The sequence below is a fragment of the Mucilaginibacter sp. P19 genome, assembly GCF_050632265.1.
GTDB lineage: Bacteria > Bacteroidota > Bacteroidia > Sphingobacteriales > Sphingobacteriaceae > Mucilaginibacter > Mucilaginibacter gossypii.
Genome location: NZ_CP192586.1, coordinates 1,835,853 through 1,854,424, shown reverse-complemented (window position 1 = coordinate 1,854,424; position 18,572 = coordinate 1,835,853). Strand labels below are relative to the sequence as shown.

General features: G+C 45.5%; 10 protein-coding genes and 1 pseudogene. All 11 read right to left on the bottom strand.

Annotation, left to right across the window (positions count from 1 at the left end; genetic code table 11):
* Window positions 1–40: 40 nt before the first annotated feature.
* The 11 genes and pseudogenes from ACQ86K_RS08770 to ACQ86K_RS08720 all read right to left on the bottom strand — a co-directional run bounded on the left by ACQ86K_RS08770 (window position 41) and on the right by ACQ86K_RS08720 (window position 18,569).
* The gene (locus ACQ86K_RS08770; protein ID WP_091171216.1) at window positions 41–1,369 is read right to left on the bottom strand and encodes an ATP-binding protein; all 1,329 of its coding nucleotides are present in this window, start codon (window positions 1,367–1,369) and stop codon (window positions 41–43) included.
* A gap of 1 nt (window position 1,370) precedes the next feature.
* Window positions 1,371–1,643 (bottom strand): eCIS core domain-containing protein, encoded by a 273-nt coding sequence (locus ACQ86K_RS08765; protein ID WP_167516186.1) that lies wholly within the window; start codon window positions 1,641–1,643, stop codon window positions 1,371–1,373.
* A 4-nt stretch (window positions 1,644–1,647) separates the two neighbouring features.
* The gene (locus ACQ86K_RS08760) at window positions 1,648–2,130 is read right to left on the bottom strand and encodes a hypothetical protein (RefSeq protein WP_431200194.1); all 483 of its coding nucleotides are present in this window, start codon (window positions 2,128–2,130) and stop codon (window positions 1,648–1,650) included.
* Window positions 2,131–2,144: 14 nt separating this feature from the next.
* A complete protein-coding gene (locus tag ACQ86K_RS08755) occupies window positions 2,145–2,321 on the bottom strand; it encodes a hypothetical protein (RefSeq protein ID WP_431200193.1) in 177 nt (58 codons plus the stop codon).
* Between the two features lie 7 nt (window positions 2,322–2,328).
* Window positions 2,329–3,312 (bottom strand): tetratricopeptide repeat protein, encoded by a 984-nt coding sequence (locus ACQ86K_RS08750; RefSeq protein WP_091171206.1) that lies wholly within the window; start codon window positions 3,310–3,312, stop codon window positions 2,329–2,331.
* Entirely contained in the window at window positions 3,309–5,438 is a 2,130-nt protein-coding gene (locus tag ACQ86K_RS08745) for a hypothetical protein (protein ID WP_431200192.1), read from the bottom strand. The genes ACQ86K_RS08750 and ACQ86K_RS08745 overlap by 4 nt, the downstream gene beginning before the upstream one ends.
* Window positions 5,439–5,550: 112 nt before the next feature.
* Complete coding sequence (locus ACQ86K_RS08740) at window positions 5,551–6,903, bottom strand: DUF4157 domain-containing protein (protein WP_431200191.1); 1,353 nt, start codon at window positions 6,901–6,903, stop codon at window positions 5,551–5,553.
* Window positions 6,875–8,346: pseudogene (locus ACQ86K_RS08735) on the bottom strand (contractile injection system tape measure protein). Before ACQ86K_RS08735 ends, ACQ86K_RS08740 begins: the two are co-directional and overlap by 29 nt.
* A 9-nt stretch (window positions 8,347–8,355) precedes the next feature.
* Window positions 8,356–12,546, bottom strand: coding sequence for a hypothetical protein (locus ACQ86K_RS08730; protein ID WP_431200190.1), 4,191 nt, complete (start codon window positions 12,544–12,546; stop codon window positions 8,356–8,358).
* An 18-nt stretch (window positions 12,547–12,564) separates the two neighbouring features.
* Window positions 12,565–15,276, bottom strand: a complete 2,712-nt coding sequence (locus ACQ86K_RS08725) for a hypothetical protein (protein ID WP_091171191.1) — start codon at window positions 15,274–15,276, stop codon at window positions 12,565–12,567.
* Window positions 15,273–18,569 (bottom strand): baseplate J/gp47 family protein, encoded by a 3,297-nt coding sequence (locus ACQ86K_RS08720; RefSeq protein ID WP_091171187.1) that lies wholly within the window; start codon window positions 18,567–18,569, stop codon window positions 15,273–15,275. Before ACQ86K_RS08720 ends, ACQ86K_RS08725 begins: the two co-directional genes overlap by 4 nt.
* Window positions 18,570–18,572 lie beyond the last annotated feature (3 nt).

The window sequence follows — 18,572 nt, the reverse complement described above, 5'->3', positions numbered from 1 at the left end:
TAGATCGACGGAAAATTTCGGATTTATATCCCGGAGGTTCCTACCAAACCCGGTTCTCTTTAGTATACTCTCTTTCAATACCTTCCAATATTAGTTCAGAGGTTATGCGGCTTTCCTTGCGGGCCAGCATTTGCAGGCAGGCAAATTGTACTACATTCAAGATCCCGGAACCACTGAGCTCATATTTACGCGAGATCTGCTCAAGGTTAATGTGCCCGTTGAGGTTGGCTTTAGGCGGAAATGATTTTTGCCAGATAGTATAGCGTTCATCGGCATTAGGCAGCGGGAAGTTAATAACCGACTGAAACCGGCGCATAAAGGCCTCATCAATGTTATTTTTAAAATTGGTTGCAAGTATCACCAGGCCATTGTGCTGCTCCACACGCTGCAGCAGGTACGATGCTTCCTGGTTAGCATATTTATCGTGCGCATCTTTAACGTTAGTCCGTTTGCCAAAAAGCGCATCGGCTTCGTCAAAAAACAGGATCCAGTTTTTATTATCGGCCTTTTCAAATAGCTTGGAGAGATTCTTTTCTGTTTCGCCTATAAACTTGGATACGATCATTGACAGATCGATCCTGAAAACAGGTTTGCCGGTGTATTTACCAAGCAGAGATGCAGTGAGCGTTTTGCCGGTTCCCGGCGGGCCGTGAAATAATGCCCGATAGCCTGGTTTCAGTTTCCGCTCCATACCCCAATCGGTCATTAATACCTGCTGGTAGTTCACCCAGTTTTCCAGCTCAGCAATTTGCCTGCGGGTGTTATCATTGAGTACAAGGTCATCCCAGTTATAGGTAGTTTCCAGGTGTTGTGCCGGAAAGTTCATACTTAGTTTGGGAATAGATTCGGTACCACTGATCAAAAGTTCAACATATTCGGGTTGTAACAATAACCTGCCGGATAAGGCAGGCTCACCTTCGGGCACATCCTCCAGGTATAAAATGTGCTGCTTCGTCAAATTACTATGATGATGAAAAAGATCAGCTATCTCCAGCCGCTTTTCCAGATCATCGCCAGCCAAAACAAAAACCGCTGTTTGACCGGTTGGCAAAAAGCTGCGTCCGTTACGGCTCCTAACTCCACCAATCTGCTGAAAATCACCCGATTCACACATGTAAGGCTGAATAATTTCATCAAAAAACTCAACCTGTAAATGAGGTACCAGGGCCATCATTAGTATAATAACCTCATTGCTGTTCAAGCCATGATCATCAATTAATTTTTCGAGCACACTACCATTTCGCTCTAACTGGGGCAGCAGCGGAGGCAAATAAGTTGCGTCGTTACCAAATACAGTTTGCAACCTGGCTTCAACACAACCGGCTGTATACTGCATCAGCGCTTTTAATTGCTTAATATTAGTATCCATTTTATTTACGCGGACCGTTTTGCTGTACAACATGGGTTAACTCGTGCGCCAGCAGGTTCATACCGGCGGTGCTTTCAGGGTCAAACTTGGCTGCGTTAAAATAAATATCGTTACCATGCGTAAACGCCTGTGCTTTTGAAAGGTTGCAAAGCTCAACAGCCTGCTGCCCGGTGTGGATTTTCACCTGTTCAAAATTGGCGTTCATCTGATGCTCCAATTGCGTACGTACTTTGGCAGGTAAGGGACTGCCTCCACCTTTACTTTCGTTCAGCAACCTGTCAAACTTTGCTTCCGGGGGTTCGGGCCTGCCTTCGGTTTTTTCTACACCGCCGCCTTTTTCTTCCTTTTTTGTGCAGCAGCCTTATCGTCTTTTTCGTCGCCTTTTTCTTTTTTCTGAGGCTTGCCTTCGTCCTTTTTATCTTCTTCGCCTTTTTTTGCGGCTCCTTGTCTTTCTTATCTTCTTCCTTCTTTTGTGGTTCTTTATCCTTCTTCTCTTCCTCTTTTTTCTGAACGCCTTCCTTATCCTTTTTATCCTCTTCTTTCTTTTGGGGCTCTTTATCTTTTTTATCCTCCTCTTTCTTCTGAGTTGGTTTCTCTTCTTCTTTCTTTTCGTCTTTTTTCTGCGGCTTGCCTTCCTCCTTCTCGTCCTTTTGTTCTTTTTTCTGAGTCGATTTCGCATCCTTTTCCTCATCCGCTCCCTTTTTCTGAACGCTCATTTGTCCCATTCGCTGCGATGAATTAGCAGTTGCCTGCTGTGACATGGTTACCTTATGTGCTACTGCATCGGCCTCCTGCTCGAGGGCGCTATCCTGGTTGCCATCAATTTTCCTGGCCTGGAAAAAAGCATCTCCATCCTGCTTGCTTTTTCGCGGCTGCCATTAAAAAAGGGCTTATCTGCTTTATCAGCCTGTTTCTGACTAAGCGGCTGGCGTGTATTATGGATGTATTTCATAGGAGGTTTAGTTTAAATTGTTTAACAGATCCAATTGCTTTTTGGCATGGGCGGCCCATTCGCCGGCATCATGCAGCAGGTCTTCAAAAACCCGTTTCGCTTTATCTTTCTCGTTTAAATTAGCCAGAGCTATCCCCCGGTAAAGCTGTCCTTTCTTATTTTCGGGGTATTGTTCAAGTAATAGGTCAAGGTGTGCCAGCGCATCATCAAAACGGTTGAGGCCGAGGCAAAGCACCCCTGTATTTAATCTTATTTCTTCGTTTTCAGGGTCATATTCCAAGATCCGCTCATATTCTGCCGCCCCTTCATTTAACTGGCCGCTTTGCAAATAAGCAACGGCCAGGTGGTTACGTACCGCAATATCGCCAGGAAACAACATCAGATACCTGATCAGGTAGCCGGTAGCCAAGGCATAGTTTTTTATCATTAATTGGGACAGACCCGCAGTTTGCAATGCCCTGCTGTTTTGCGGGTTCTCTGATAAAACATAGTCGGCCATTTCAAAACCTTCATCATACCTCCCGGTTGAAAGATAGACCTGCGCCAGTCCCATCAATAAATTTAAACTTGTGGGGTTAAGTTCCACCGCTTTAAGCCAGCATGTTTCGGCGCTTTCCATATCTGCCGATAACATATACAGTTTTGCCAAGCCCTCCCAGGCTTCAAACTGATCGGCCTTAAGCGTAATGGTTTGCCTGAAAGCGTTTAGAGCCTTATCATACTGACCCAGCAAAACTTCGGTATTAGCCAAATTAAGCCATGCCGAAGCATTTTGGCTGTCAATTTCTAAAGCACGTTCAAACAGCAGCTTCGCTTCGGCAAATTTATTTTGCTGGTAAAACAACATTCCCCGGTTATTGAGCAGAGTAACATTGGGCTCATTTAAATCGGCAGCTTTGGCATAATACGCCTCGGCAGCTTCAAAATTGCCGTTAAGCTGCTGTATAGCACCAAGGTTTATCAGTTCGGTTAGTTGGCTTCGGTTGCTCATAACATTTCTTCTTTTACTTTATCTGCTATACCACCTGCTATATCAGAAATGCTGATTTCAGGATAGGTAACTTTAATATCATCGGTTTTCACATCAAACGGTTCGCCATCCTTATAGTGGATTGGCAGCGAAACTTTAACCTGCAGATCCGGGCCATAACTAAATGACGCAAGGTTTTTAGTCCACTCTTTTGAAATATCTGTAACCAAAAGATCAAGTTCGGCTTTAATAAATGCGTTTACATCAAACGTGAACTTAGGGTGTACCTCGATCTCGCCCAAAGCGTTAAACTCAAACCCGGTTGTGGGCGACCAGGCCAGGTCGGCAGCCGCGCTTGCCTCACCCTCCAACCCTAATCCGCCGACTATCTGAATACCACCGGTAACGCTGGCCGGGCCAATACTTAAACCAATACCAAGCGCGGCTTTTAACTTTAAACCGGCATGCGCCGGGATCACAAATTTTGCCCCACCGCTGATCCGGGTATTTTCGGGATGTGAAGGGTTAAATTCTATCTGTCCAAAAACGTCTTTGAGTTGGCCGGGGCCAACCGCGGCGTCAAAATCGAGGCCGCCATCAATAGTAGCTACGATACCTATGCTTTTAGGACCAAGCGGGATGGCGAATATGGGGATCTGGATGGTTGGTACTTTAAAAAGCTCTTTATTAATGCTCTTCTTCGGAAAAACATCAACCGCCGAAGGCAGGTCCAAACGGCCTACGACTTCAATTTCGCCGGCCGGGGTCACCCTTACACTTGCCGATGCCTGCAGCCAATCGGTAACTTTAAGCGTTAACTTACCCGATCCATAGGCGGTAAACTTGTCACCTGCCGGGCCAGATGGCGTGCCATCAGCGGCAATAGCACGGTTGGTGGCCCCTACCATCACCTCACCTGATACCCTGTCGGCAGCGTAAGATGCCTTGCCTTCAATAGTCAGCGCGCCATCGTCATATGATATTGACAGCTCTGTATTGATTTTCGGTATTTTGGGAATGGCTTTACCGCTGGCTTTAACATGGTAAATTTCGTCCGGCCCGCGTGTAACTTCCACACTGCCGCTGCCGCTTTGAATGCCCGGCATATTCTCGTCAAGAACGAAGCTGCCTCCTATAACTAAGGTTTCATTAGCGTAACTAACGTGGATCTCGGCACTTTTTACCCCTTTAATATCCGGTTCGGCAGTACCAGTAGCTGTAAACTCATTGTTTGCATAAGCTATATTAATATGGGCCGATTTGATCCCCTTTATCTTATTAGGGCCGATTCCTATCTCGCCTGTAGCAGATAAACCTCCGCCACTGCCGCCATCACCCGGCTTAACATAGTCAACCGTAATACGGGCAGGATTAAAAGTTTTGGAGTCGAAATCAAATGAACCACCCAGCGCGAAAGCCCCTGAAGTACCTGCTTTTGCATGAACTTCGCCTTTCCCGAGTTTTTTGATCTCAAAGTTCATGTTACCATCAACCGTCAAACCCGAATCGCCCAAAGTAATACCGAGCGAAGTATCTGTAATTTTAAATGGAGGGGGAAGCTTGATCTCGCCGCCATCAAAAACTTTCCGGATACTTAAGCCGCTGCTATTTATGATAATATCAATATCCGCATTGTCGATAAGTGGAATGGTTGTATGTACTTTTCCTTTTGCTTCAAGCTCGCCATCATCACTAAAGCCGGCTTCAGAGAGTTGAACAGGACTTAAGGCCTTGACCTGCGGACGTAATTTATCTAAAATGTCTTGTCTCGAAACGTATCCCCCGTACACCCCCGGAATAGGATTCAATGTAAAACTTTCAGTAATCTTGTCGGCAGTTTTACTGGTTTTAAACATGGTTACTGTTATGCTGCCGGCTCCACCCTGTTGCATAATATCTGTTTGGGGGTCATAGGTAACAGAATCGATATTGGCAGTATACTTTTTTGAGTTTTGAAGTTTAAAAGGCCCTTTTTTAGGCATTTTGATAGCTTTGCTCCGCCTCTCATTCAAAAACAGGTGTACAGTATTGGTATCTACAAGCTCTTTTAAAATCTTATCATCTTTGCCGGGCACTAAAAAGCGCATACCGTTGAGATGCTCTCCCTTCTGAATTTCAGAAAGCGAATATTTTTCCTGGTCGCCCACACTGTCCGGCGATCCGGCTTTATTTAACTTTGCAGTGGTGATACTGTAATTATCTACAATGCCCTGTACCGACAGACCTTTTACTTTTTCAGGGTCCTTGGCTTTCTCGGCTTTAATAGTTTCTGTCTACAGCACTTTTTATATTGGCCTGAATAGTGCCGCCTGATGAGCCGTTAATTTTTTGGGAAAGAAGCCATAAGTTGCCGATATCGTTATCGGCCCCTCCAATTTGCAACTCTACTTTATGGTCAACTTCAAACTCATGCATTTGCCCCGCCCGCCGCCAGTTAGGCCTTACCGACCGGGTCCTTATCTCATCGGGATTACCAAACAATATGCCCCCGGTAACATTGGTTTTTGATACCATGAAATAAGTATTATTTCCCGCGGGAGATGTCCCGCCATTTGGTAACTCAACCTTTTTCAGATCATCAAACTTTTTCCCAAAGCCGGCATCTGTAGCTGCATCTTTTTCCCAGGTAGCCAAATGTTTCCCGCTTCTTGTCGTTTTTTTAAACGAGTAATCGGTTTTAGATGGCATCATGTCATATTTAAAACCTGGAATATCTATTTTCTCAACCTTTATAGTTTTATTGGTTTGGTCAATTTTATCATCACCAGTGTGCGCCTTGGCTTTTCCACTTTCTGCAACGCCGGTTTCCGCCCGTTGAATAACCCCTTTCTTTTTAACACCATTTCCACCCTGTTGTACCGTATGCGTCACCTCATGCGCTAACAAGTGCTGCCCCGATTTACTTTGCGGATCATATTTACCAGCCCCGAAATAAATATCATTGCCGTGGGTAAACGCCTGCGCCTGTAAATCGTTACTTAATCCGGCGGCTTCACTGTTATTATGGATCCGTACCGCACTCAGATCTGCACCCATTGCACCTTCCATTTCCTCGCGGGTATTGGCAGGCAATGGCTCGCCGCCGCCTTTGCTGCATTCGATCTTTTGTTGCGTTTGTGGAGATACATCCGGAGCGGCCGACTGGCTGCTGCGTTTTAATGTATTCCCCTCGTTGGGATCGCCATCACTTTCAAAAACGGGACGACGCTGTAATTCTTTATCGGCTCCGTTCTGCTCTTTTTCCTGTTTATCTTCCTTCTTATCTTCTTTCTTTTGCACAGCGGAGGTAGCTGCATTAGCAGGACCCGTGGTAGTAGTAGAACCAGTTGCAGCGTTGGCTACGGTTTTAGGCTGATTAATATGCTGAACAACTTTATCAGCCACCTGGTCGGCCTGCCGTTCAAAATGATCGCCAGGTTCATTCACCGTCATTTTACGCTGAACCTTATTCCCTTCAAAAAAGGGCGCTTCCTGCACCTGTTCAACATCATGAGCGGCAGAGAAAAAGGATCTTTCCCTGCCCCCTGCTTGTTTGCGGGCTGGTTTTGTTTGGTGTTTGCAGGTGCTGCCTTTTGCGGTGTCTTCATTGCCATTCCACGTAAAAAGGTTCATTCATCCAGGGCAGTTTAACTACGCCAATGCCCCATGGCAATGATGAAAGCAGGATATCCAGGTCCATCCGCTCTACAATAAGGCGGGCAGGCTGTTCTGCTTCAATCAGTTTCCCCTTGCGAATTAAGAATGCCTCGCGCAAGCCGCCGGGCGATGTATTTTTTAATGCTTTCCAGTATTTTATCACGGTTCGGAGCATATTGTCGCCTTCATCAAGCATGCGTTGGGGTATTTCAACTTCACGTTCCAATGGCTCGTCAAGTGGCCACCGGCATAAAAATTTTTCAAAATAAAGGTCATATTCAAAAGCGTTCACATTACCGGTACCTAAATAGTGCAGCAGGTGAACGGCCAGTTGCCTTGCAGGCAGATCAACAAAATCGTTATCCTGCAGCAAGCCGAAATCTTTAAAGAAATACTCCAAAAAGGGGTGCAGGATCACCAAACCGGCCTGAGTTACATAAGTCCCGGCAATTTCTTCTTCTTTTTTGAGCTTGTTTCCGGAGTATTATCGGGCGTGGTTATAGGCTTATTACTTTGTAGTAGCGGTTTATTTTCTGTCGATTGGATAAACGCTTCTGCAACTTGAATAAAGTTCGTTGCTGACAATGAAGTCGTGTTAGCTGACTCTCCCAATATTAAAGTGGCTAACTTTTTCAGAATTGTGCTATCAACAGGTAATTCATCAAGGCCTATGCGGAGGGATATCCTCAGCAAAAGTTTTTCGATGATATACTCCTTGTTACCGGTAAGTTCTGCCAATGACAAACCTGTACGGCCATCTGTTGACTGGCTGCTTATCAAAGCCTTAATTTCGACTATAGCAGCGTCAAGTCTTTTTTGGAGTTTATGTACATCTATATCCAGCAGAACCGCTGCAAGCTTTTTAATAAACGCTATACCAAACTGGCTAAAGAACCTGCGTACTGTAAGCTGTGAGCCTTTAAAAAGATTGATAAGTTTTGATTGATAAGTTCGATCTTTTGTCAACAATTCTGACAGTTCACTCAACCAAACATTTTCCTGCTGTAGCCATTCTGTTGCAGCCACTGCGTACCAAGGAAGCCTGCCCGTGTTAAGGAAATAAACAAATACATTAAAGGCCTGCTGCTCTTCAGTAAGCAATGAATAGCTTATCTCGTTATCTGGCACATCACCTACGGGTAATGCGGCAGGATTTAAAACCGGCTCAAGCACCTTAGCAAGGCTTGCCTGCAATTGTTCAAATACATCCTCCAGTTTACCCGAGCCCAAGTCAAGATCAATCTTATCTATCAAAACATGGGCAGGCAGATCCATATCATCCAGCAATTGCTCCAGTTTTTTGAGCAGCACCTGTTCAAAGTACCGCACGGCCTCGTCCTGCACCTTTTGGGCAGTGCTTCGATGCGATACTTCTATATCAAGTACCAGCTTATGGATGATATGTGTGCTTCCTGCCATAGCTCAACATTATTTAACAGTGCCCGGATCTGTAGTACCCGGATCTTTTTTGATAATCTTCGAAGCTATTTTGGGTGCCACAGGAGTTACAGCCGGATCTGTCTTCGGTGTAGCCGCCGGTGTTACAGTTGTACTCGTTTTAATCACAGATGGGTCTACCGTTGGTGTTGGTGTTACCGCAGGTGTATCCCTAACTGTAATCACCGGCGGTACAGTAGTACCCGTTGGCGGCGTAGTAACCACAGGCGGAACTTTAGTAACTACCGGTGTAGTGGTTTCCGGCGGCAAGTGGGTAAGTACCGGAGTGGTGGTTATAGGAGGCAAAGCAACAGGCGGCGTAGGCGTAAACACGGCACGACACTTCTCAAACTTACCATTCACTGCTGTAAGTGTAATAACTGTATTACGGCCACGCGGAAACTGGCGCATATCAAACACTTTTACTGTGTTTACCTCATTACTGGTAGTTCCATCGTCAAATGTCCATGTAAACTTGAAGCTGCCCGGATTAGGTGTTTTATTTGTTAAAGTAACCGTAGCAGCACCTTTTTCATTATCCATAGTTACCTTATAGTCAAACGAAGCCTGCGGATGCTCATGGATTATGAGCATACAAGCAGGAACCGGTTTGCCGTTCACCATAAAGTCGTTGATGCTGACATCATAAGGCCCTTTCGATGGATCAACAACCCACTGGCTGCCCAGCAATTTCACAGCATCTCCCGCTATTTTTGAGGTGATAATCCCTGTTGCGGGTTGTACGGCAGTGAAGTTTATATTACCCTCATCTGAACAAACTTCGCTGGCGGCTAACTGCAGGTCTACAGGTTCCTCAGGAATCTCTACTGTAATAGAAACCTGCTCAGAATCGGTACAATCATGGTTATTGGCAGATAAGGTGAACGTAAGCTTGCCATCAGGGAATTTGGCACGAAGATCAGCATATTGGAAGGTAATGTTATCATCCGGTGTGGTAAGGTTAGCATGTACCTGTCCATCGGGCATTGTCCATGTGTAGGCAAATGTATCACCTGCTGCCTGATTGGTTGTAGCTGTTAGCTGAATAAATACGGCAAACTGGGTTGTATCACTTATGCTGGCCGCAGGTTTAACAGCCGGGTGTTTAAACACGGTAATAGTGCAATCGGTTGGCTGATCATTTACCGTAAATTTAATCTGCTGACCAAATGCACCGTCTTTAACTTTAGTTGTATCAAAATAGGTTATTGCGTCTTTAGTTACTACTGTAGTTTCAAAACCAGCCGAGGCTTTGATAACGCCATCAGCCGGGCTAACTTTAAACTGCAGCAACCCTTCGTCAGAACATGCTACGGCTTTCGGTAAACTAAGTCCTACCTGTGGCTTAGGCATGATAAATGCTACCGGCGGACAATCGGAACAGCACATATACGGCAGGCAAAAATCGGCAAATACTATATCTTCGGGCACATCGGGGTTAGCGGCCACAGCCCGTGATTTACCAAGATCGATAGCTAAGGCCCGAGTTTTACTGATAACATCAGCTTCAATTGTTGGTGTAAATTTACGCGGCGACTGTACCTGATAAAATTTCACAGCGGCGGTAATATCTTCAAAGTTGCTATTCTGAGCTATGAACGTCATCGCGTCGGCATCACTTGCAAAACCTTTTACAAACTGAGGGTTAGTCTGAAGAGCCTTTAACCTGTCATCGAGCGAAAGTGTATTTGGAGGTATTGTTGGGCTCGGGGTAGTCATGGTAGTTGCGTACACCATTACAAATGTGCCACCCGCCGGCACACCGGCCAAGTGTTCTAAACCAGTATGATTTGCAGCATAGGCCGAAAAAGTAAGCTGAGCCAACAGCTTGGCTTTCCGGTCCTGAATTTCTTTTAAAATAACGGCAAGCGCCTGGCCTGCGCAGCAGTTTTCAGACAAGCGCCACAATTGCAGCTCGTAATCATCTTCATACCCCTTACGCACATAATCGGCTTTGGCAAAAATCTGGCGGCTTTTTACGCTTGCCGATTTTACCTCGTTGCACAGGTCATCTACCCGCGCCGAGAAGTTAGTAATAGTGTCATCGTCAATATCAACCAGCCTGTTGGGTAACCATTGGCTTATATTCCGGGTACCAGCAATCACACGCACCGGAATATCAACAGCGATAGCCTGCTCATAAGAGCCGGTTGCCGATGTGTCAATAGCTTTGCCGGCAGCATCTGCGTAATCAGAAATACTTACAGCCCCGCCCTGCCTGCGGATCTGATCCAAATAGGAGCCAACACTGTCCTTTGCTACATTGATATTATTATCAACAGCATTGATACCGCCATTAATCAGGATATTACTGATACTTTTATTGATTGCAAGGTCGCTGGTTACCTGCATCCGTGCTCCTGGTATTGCATCTGCCGTCTCAACAATTTTGGCCGCGGCCATCCTCACTTTGGTAGCACCGGCATCAGCTGTAACGGTATCAGTTGCCTGCGCCTCGTTGGCGAATGACAACTGCTGCTGAGCTGCCTGTGCTTTAATTTCGTCTGCAAGTACGTAGCCGGTTTTAGTATCAAAACTCGAAAAAAACTTACTTACATCGCTGTAAAGGCAGTTTTGCTCGGCCTGGAAAGCCCTTAATGTAGCTTCCAGATCATTAAATTGACAGGCATAATCATCAATATTAATATCACTAAGGGTAACGTCCCCCAGCCTGATGGCCACTACATCAAATGGCAGGTTACTGTCCTGCCTGATCTTATCAACCGCGGCAATAGCCTCGGTATATTTTTTACCGATATGCCCTTCAATCCTGAAAAAATTATTGGAGTCGATTGAATAGGCCAGCGGGTTTACCACCATATCATTTGCAGGCGAATAAGCTCCGGCATTATAACCAAGTATCAGCTTATCTGTACCCTGCAGCCACCGGCTATAACTCCATTTTTGAGCCAGGTCAATCGGTTTGCCGTAATAAAAAGGGATAGCCCTTGCCTCTAAAGGTTTACTGTTATCGGTAGATGGTGTTATTTTCACCACCGGGCTCGGAGGCAGCGTAAACCCGCTGCTCATAACGTTCAGCCTGTCGAGCAGGTTAATAGCAATGTTCAGCTTATCTTTATTGGCGCTGATAGCCGGTGAAGCATAAAACTTATGGCGATAAGGCGTTGGCTTGGCCGTTGGTGTAATATTTAAAGCACCCAGCATAATATGTTTGGGGAAAGCATAAATATTGGGGCAGCACTGGTAAATGATATCCGAAAGTATGGCCCTCAATTCATTATAGCCGGTTAACAGGTCCTTATAAAAATCATACAGGTACTGTGCCTGCATTGGGGCTGTAGCTTTGCTTAACGTAGTATTGATGTTGGCAACAATGCCTGTAATAGGATAAACAGATTGCGGATCGAGCGCAAATTTGAATGTGTTGTAGAGCGTTTGAACAGCACTTGATAAACCACCGGCGCCGTCATTTGCAATTTTTGAAAAGGCAGCGGTAAGCGCTGATGATGAAGCGGTTGTTTGCGTGTTAAAGAACACGCGTTTTGCAGCTAATACAGGAGCATCAAAATAGGCATTATAAGCGTTGAAATACTTTTTGTAAATATCATCATAAATAACCTCCGAACCGGTTTGCTCAATGATCTGGTTCATATCAGCCTGGGCAATGAGCAACACTTTGGGTTTGGCTACCTGCTTGCGGCCCTGGTTATCACAATCAATAGCGGTACAGGCATCGGGATCCTTAGAGTAATATTCCAGGTAAAGCAGGCCGTACATTTCAGTTAGTTCCTTACCGGCCTTTGATTTAAAATTGGTAAGGGCAAAACTATCAACCGGGAAAGCGCCTTTATCATCGGGCGTTACCAGCTCCCATAAAGCCATTTGCGCGGCATCGGTGCCCATGGGATAAAACGGCGGGTATTTGATCAGCGAATTATCATAGGCCCTGAAGTTTTTATAGGTTGTTTCGGGCATATAAAGCAAATCGCCGTCGGTAGTTACGCCGCAGCCCTTGCCTATGGTTATGCCGTTGGCGTCGCCTTTGAAACTTAAGCCGCATACCAGGCCAACACCAATTAAACAGGTACGGGTAAGGCGCTGCTGATCTTCAAAAAACTCTACAATATCATTCAGCTGTTTGGCTGTAAGCACCTGGCTGTCAACAAAGGAGTTATACTCTAAAGTTATATCGGTGAGCTTTATGTTGGTTACTGGTGGCATGGCTTTTTCATTTAGGTTTTAACTGTTATTATTTGTGCCGCCCTGCAAGGTGCCAAGGCTGGTTTTGTTCAATATTATCGGGTTGGTTTCCTGGGTGTCGTCATTGCAATCACTTAGCTGGCCCTGCTGATAAACAGTGTACAGTTTTTCAATCACGTCGATGAATTTGCTGTTCAATACCGGATCGATAGGCGTATCCGTACTTATCGCTATGTGTTTGGCTGCAAGCCAGTCTTTATAAACTGCTTCAAAACCAACCATCTGGTCATGTCCGATGAAACAGATCCGCGGCAAAATATGAGCGGGCGTTTCGGTGCGGATGAGCCGCTCGGCATAGGTGCGGAAAGCTGTGTTACGTAACCTTACGCTATATCCCGGCAGTATCACACAAACCCGGAACGAGTATGGATCAAGCGGCTCACAGTACACGCCATTAGGATCAAGGCATACCGGCATAAACTGGTGATGAGTGCTGTCATCGCCGGTATAATCAAATGGCGGGCGCAGCAGGATATTTTCTATCACGTACATGCCCTCCATCTTGAAATCGTTTTGCATAAATTTGATGATGAACGCAATCTCGGTTTCGATGGCGGCGGCGCTGAACTCCATATCATTATGGGTAAGCAAAGTACCTGCGGAGTTGGCTATATTATAAACATACTTACCCGCGGTAGCTCCTGGACTTAAGCGGTAATTTTCCCTGTCGCAGGCCAGCACGGATACCAGGCCAAGATCTTCATAAGCATCTATCTCCTTCAGGAAGTTGGCATTGCCTTTAAATTTAACTACGCCAAGCTGCGATATTGTCCAGTTGTAATGCAGGGCATCGGCCTTAAACAAAAGGTAATCCTCAACGCTTAGCTGTTGCATTTTATAGTTAGAGAAACCGAGCAGCATTGAGATCCGCTTTTCCATGCCCGATACATTCACCAGTTGCTGATCCGGTGTTTTGGTATTGTACAAATCCATCCCGCTGCCGCGGCAAATGCTCATCTGGTCATAGTCTTTCAAAAACTTAACCTTATGCCTGATGATGTTGCGCTGGTAATCTTCGCCGTAAATGCGGTACATTAAAAATACGTACTCGTTAAACTGCTCGGCAAAACGGGCCAGCAAATGGTCGAGGAATTTATTTTTCCGTTCGGGATAGTTATCCTGCCCGGTTTCTTTAATTACATCATCAACCGTTTTCTCCCATTGGGCATAACCATCCAACAGCTTTTCCGCATCGCGGATGCCATTTACCGTATTACTGAAATAGGTTTTGCGGATGCTGTCATCGGCAGTAAGCAAAATCCTGGCATTTGAAAGCTGGGCGAAGTAATTGGCCAGCACCTGGTCATAAAACAGCAGGTAGCCTTTAAGCTGTAAGGCCAGCGACCTTTGCTCAGTTGTAGCAGTATCGGGCAGGCCCAGCGGCGAGATACCGTAATTTTCAGGAAACTGATTTTGCAGGGTTTCATAGTGCCCTATATCCCTGTAATCGCCTTCGGGTACCGGCAAATCAACTATCTTTTTAGCCTCTACATTGTCCTGCCAGTCTTTCCGAAGCTGGTTTAGATCGGCCTGGGCTTCGGACTGTTTCAGTTCGATAGGCACCACATCCTTGTAAAAGGTAAATGATGAATTGGTTTCGCACAAAACAGACTTATGCCCCTCCTGCACACAAAGCAACCATTCATTCGATTTATAGATCTTATCGGCAACCTCGCTCTGCGGCGCGGTACAGCCACAAAAACCAAAGGAAATTCTTTTCACCAATCGTACACCGTCAATTTCCATGATAATGCGGTACAGATCAGATAGGCGCACCTCTGTACGCAATTGCGAGGCCGCAAGTTCGGCCGGGATGATAAACCCTTGTTTAGCAAATTTGGCATCAATACCCTGCAGGTTTTCAAAATCAAGTACCGGGCCCTCAAAGATCTCGTCGGTCTGCATGCCTTTATCCAGCAATTCTTTAAGCAGGTAAAATTTAATATCGGGTGTAAGGTATTGCTCTATATTAAACATGATCTGCGCCCAGATCATTTCAGGATCGGCCTGGGGCTGAAGCTCAATTTCGGCACATATCACGATCTCCTGATTTTCAACGGCCTTTACCTGGTCAAGATCCTCACACAATTCGCGGAAGTAATGGTATACCGATTTTATTTGTTTGATGATGTCATCCTGTTTGGCTTTGATCTTGGCTGCATCGCCCCCCAATTCAGGAAAATCCTCAAAATCTATCAGGATATCGTTGATGCCTTTTAAATCGAATTTAACCTCTTTACCGGTCAAGGCATTTTCGCCGGGTTTGGCGTAACGAAGCAGCGGTTTACCATCAGGTTGTTTATAGTTGGCTATAATACTATGGGGCGATTTTTTGATCCAGGCATTCCGTACACCATCTATCCGCACAAATAATTGACGGTAGTCGTCGGGTGTAACCGGGTAAGTGGGCAATATTTTTATGGCAGATAAGAACTGCTCATGCATACTGGTGGTATTGTCATGATCAACCGCTAAAATATTTTCAACGGGCAGGGTAATGCGGTAGTTCAAATCAGTGAGTGCATAGCAAAGCATCTCCAGCGTGGTAATACCTGGGTCATGCACATTATAATCCGACCAAATGGCACTGGCCAGGTCGCGGATATGCTGCATACCTTCGGTGCGCAAAGTATTATACTCGGGCCCAAGGCTGGTATCAATTTGTTTCGGTATGGTTAACTGATCAATCATGGGCATGTAGGTATGGTTTTGGTATCAATTAAATGTTGCTTTGCCGATACAAGGATTGCCTTTGAATTGCCTGCCTCCAAAACATCGGGGTTTGCGGGCCCCGATGCTGTGAAGTACATCTTAAAATCAGCTATATAATCAACATAGGATAGTTCTTCAATAAAGCGGATCACCACACTTTTGTACAGGATGCCGCCAAAATCAATATCGGCATTACGGTTAAAAGCCCAAGGCGACAGGTAATTAATCACATCGGTGTTCAACCTGGCTGCATATAGGTTTTCATCCAACCCGAAGTAAAATTTCACCTTAAAATCAAGGATCACTTCTTCGTAATCAGGATTAATAGCCAGCAGGTCAACATGCATAGAGTTTAATCCCGACAGGTATTTGGTAATCTCGCTCAGGGTATTTTTGCTTACGCGAGGTTTAAATGGATCAAAACTGATCTGGTTACGGATATCAGGTATGGCTACTACCCTTACGCTCCCCGGGGCAACTTCAATATTATCGTTGGTATGGTTAAGGCATTTAACCCTAAACACCTGCGGAAACTGCGCCATTACCAGGTGCTCATAATCCCAGATGGTGATAGCCCGGTGTTTATGCCTCAGCCGTTCACTTACCCTCAGGCGGAAAGCGCCATCATCCTCCGGCAGCAAACCGCCAAACGAAGCATATGGCTGAGTAACCGATTTGATTTGCGGCAGCCTGTCGACCAGTTTGCTGATTGTACCTGCGGGCAACCCGGTTTCCAGGTGCGAAAGTTCATTATCATTATCGGCAAATTCGGTTTCGGCAGCCTGGATATGTACGTTGATGAATTTACAAACCGAATCTATCGTTACTGCAGTTGGCAGTTCAACCCCAAGCCAGGTGAGGCTTTGGTTTAGGAATGTATTGTTGGTTGTAGCGCCTTCGGGGATTAAAAACTTGATGATCCCCGAGCGCAAAAAATCATTGGTATCGTCGCTGATGATATTGCTTTTATCCAAAGCAAGCCATTCATTGCCTGATAAATAATACCATTTAGGTTGAATAGTATCCGAGAACGACGGCGCAAGCGCGTCTTCACTGCCCTCGGCTACCTGGAAAAGAATACTGGCTACAGACCCCGTTTCAATACCTGCAATACCTATGTAAAAAGCTGCAAGATCAGGAGCTTGCGGTATGGCTGTAATATTCCCGTCGATAAGCCCGTGATATTGTTTTTTGAGGAAAGCATGCTGTTCGGCCTGGCCAAATGGTGTTTCGTGAAAAAATTGGACGTTATGGTTCACGTAATCAGCCAGCAGACCAGGGTTATCATTACTGCCGGTCAAATCATCAATCTTATTTTTAGCCGATGCCTTGTAATCGAGCTTTAGCGATGCTATTTCGGGAGTATAGGGTTCTTTAGGAATAAGCGCGGCCCTTGTTGTATCTGTCATGGCAGCGGCAAACAATTGCGGATATATACTATGCATAAAATCCTTTACAAGGCTTATAAGGATATAATTATCCTTAACTCCTGCTGAGAAATTTTCGGTTTGTGTTTGAAGTGTGGTAGCAGTTTGCTGAAAACCAACAAAACCCAGCACCGGGAAAAACATCTGCATTGGTTGCACATACTGTTGCACCAATGCCTTTTCGGCCTGTGGCCAGCTACCCTGCTTAAAAGAGCCCGATACATTAAAATACAGGTATTTATTAATAAAATAAGGTGCGGGATTTACCGCTTGCTGAACGCCATCCGGCTTAAGTGTAAAGGTATTATCGAGCACATTGATCTCGCTGCCTTCGCTTGGGAACAATGCACCGTTTTTGATGTAGGCTACTTTTGCTTTAAAATCACTTTTGGCAGTTACCTCCCTCGAAGTCCCCGTAGTATCTGAAGCCTCATTACTGGCGTTAATGTTATATGCACCGGGGCTTAACGTTGACTTGAGATAATCTGTACGATAAGCCGTATAATAACTTTTCAGATCATCAGGTACGCCTTTCCAATCTATATGAGGCGTAATTTCTGTCCACTCTTTTTGAAAAATCTCAGTACTGCCGATGTATAGGGTTGAGCCAACTTTTGGCAGTGCGCCAAAGGCAAAAAAGGGCTTTGATGGGTCAACTTTACCGTTATCATTTTCAACGGCCAGGTTTTTCATGCCTTTCACAGTCACATCTATCTGCACATTATTGAGCTTAGCTTTACTCAGCGCGATATAAACAGGATAGGCATTATCCTGAACACTCATCAGCAGCCGGATTACCGGGAAATCGGTTTTATAATTTTCTTTATGAATAGCCTGATCATAGGGCACAACAGCCTTAGCCTTTGCCGGTATATTAACAGTAATAATAATTTGCTGCTGATTAACCTTAAAGGCATCTGTAGTTGGAAAATCGGCCTGCAGCCACTCTTTTTCGGATGTTAAAAAAACCTTAAACAGTTGGGCAAGCAGTGCAGGATCAATAGTACCGAGCCCCGAAAAGTTGAGTGTTAAAGTTATGGTACGGTCACCCTCGCTCATGAGCAATACTTTTGATGCAAAAGCAAAGCCCATTGATGCCGTTGGCCAGCTCTTGCTGCCAAAAGGGTTCCACTTAGGTACATCATCTTTAAAAGGCGTACCCAAACCATCGGCCGAAAAAGTAACATCGGCATAGGCTACCTTCTTATCCGCAGGCGATTGGTACCAGCTTTTCATAGCCGCTATAGTGGCGCTGTTTACAGCCAGCTCTGCGTTTGTTTTAAAAACAACCGGTTTGGGTTTGGGGCTTTTATCTTTACCGGCATCAAGTGATGTGCCTTCCGGCAACAGGAAACCGGTGAGGTTGCGGGCAAGCTCAAATATTGCATGTACCTTATCGGGTACTTCGGGGCGGTTGCGCAGCTGCAATACCCGTTTAAAATAAAAATCAAGGTGCCGGCCGGTAAACTGATTCAATGCATCTTCCGAATGCTGTAAAAGCATAATGAAACACATAAACAGGGCCAGATGCGGTTCAACATCGCTTTTGATACTTGAGTCGGGAAAACCCAGGCCGGCATTCTGCATTTTAACCTCAACCTGCTTCAAAAAATCCTGCAGCGCTTTTTTATCCTGGATGAAAAACGGTTTCCAATCGCCCTGGGGGTAATTGCTGTCTTTCAAGGTATAATAGTTTATTTTATCGGCATAAGCAGCAGCGAACGTCAGCCAGTCTTCCATGCCCAATTCCTCAATTGGGGCACTTGCTGGGTCAAGCGCTTTCAGGAAGCGCTGTGACTGGCTTGAGCCATCACGTTGAAGCGGATTTTTATCGTTACAGGCCATGGT

Excerpts from the sequence above, each read along its gene's own strand:
- ACQ86K_RS08760 (WP_431200194.1), bottom strand. The coding sequence starts at position 2,130 with ATGTCACAGCAGGCAACTGCTAATTCATCGCAGCGAATGGGACAAATG.
- ACQ86K_RS08740 (WP_431200191.1), bottom strand. The coding sequence starts at position 6,903 with ATGAACCTTTTTACGTGGAATGGCAATGAAGACACCGCAAAAGGCAGC.
- ACQ86K_RS08720 (WP_091171187.1), bottom strand. The coding sequence starts at position 18,569 with ATGGCCTGTAACGATAAAAATCCGCTTCAACGTGATGGCTCAAGCCAG.
- ACQ86K_RS08750 (WP_091171206.1), bottom strand. The coding sequence starts at position 3,312 with ATGAGCAACCGAAGCCAACTAACCGAACTGATAAACCTTGGTGCTATA.
- ACQ86K_RS08755 (WP_431200193.1), bottom strand. The coding sequence starts at position 2,321 with ATGAAATACATCCATAATACACGCCAGCCGCTTAGTCAGAAACAGGCT.
- ACQ86K_RS08725 (WP_091171191.1), bottom strand. The coding sequence starts at position 15,276 with ATGATTGATCAGTTAACCATACCGAAACAAATTGATACCAGCCTTGGG.
- ACQ86K_RS08730 (WP_431200190.1), bottom strand. The coding sequence starts at position 12,546 with ATGCCACCAGTAACCAACATAAAGCTCACCGATATAACTTTAGAGTAT.
- ACQ86K_RS08770 (WP_091171216.1), bottom strand. The coding sequence starts at position 1,369 with ATGGATACTAATATTAAGCAATTAAAAGCGCTGATGCAGTATACAGCC.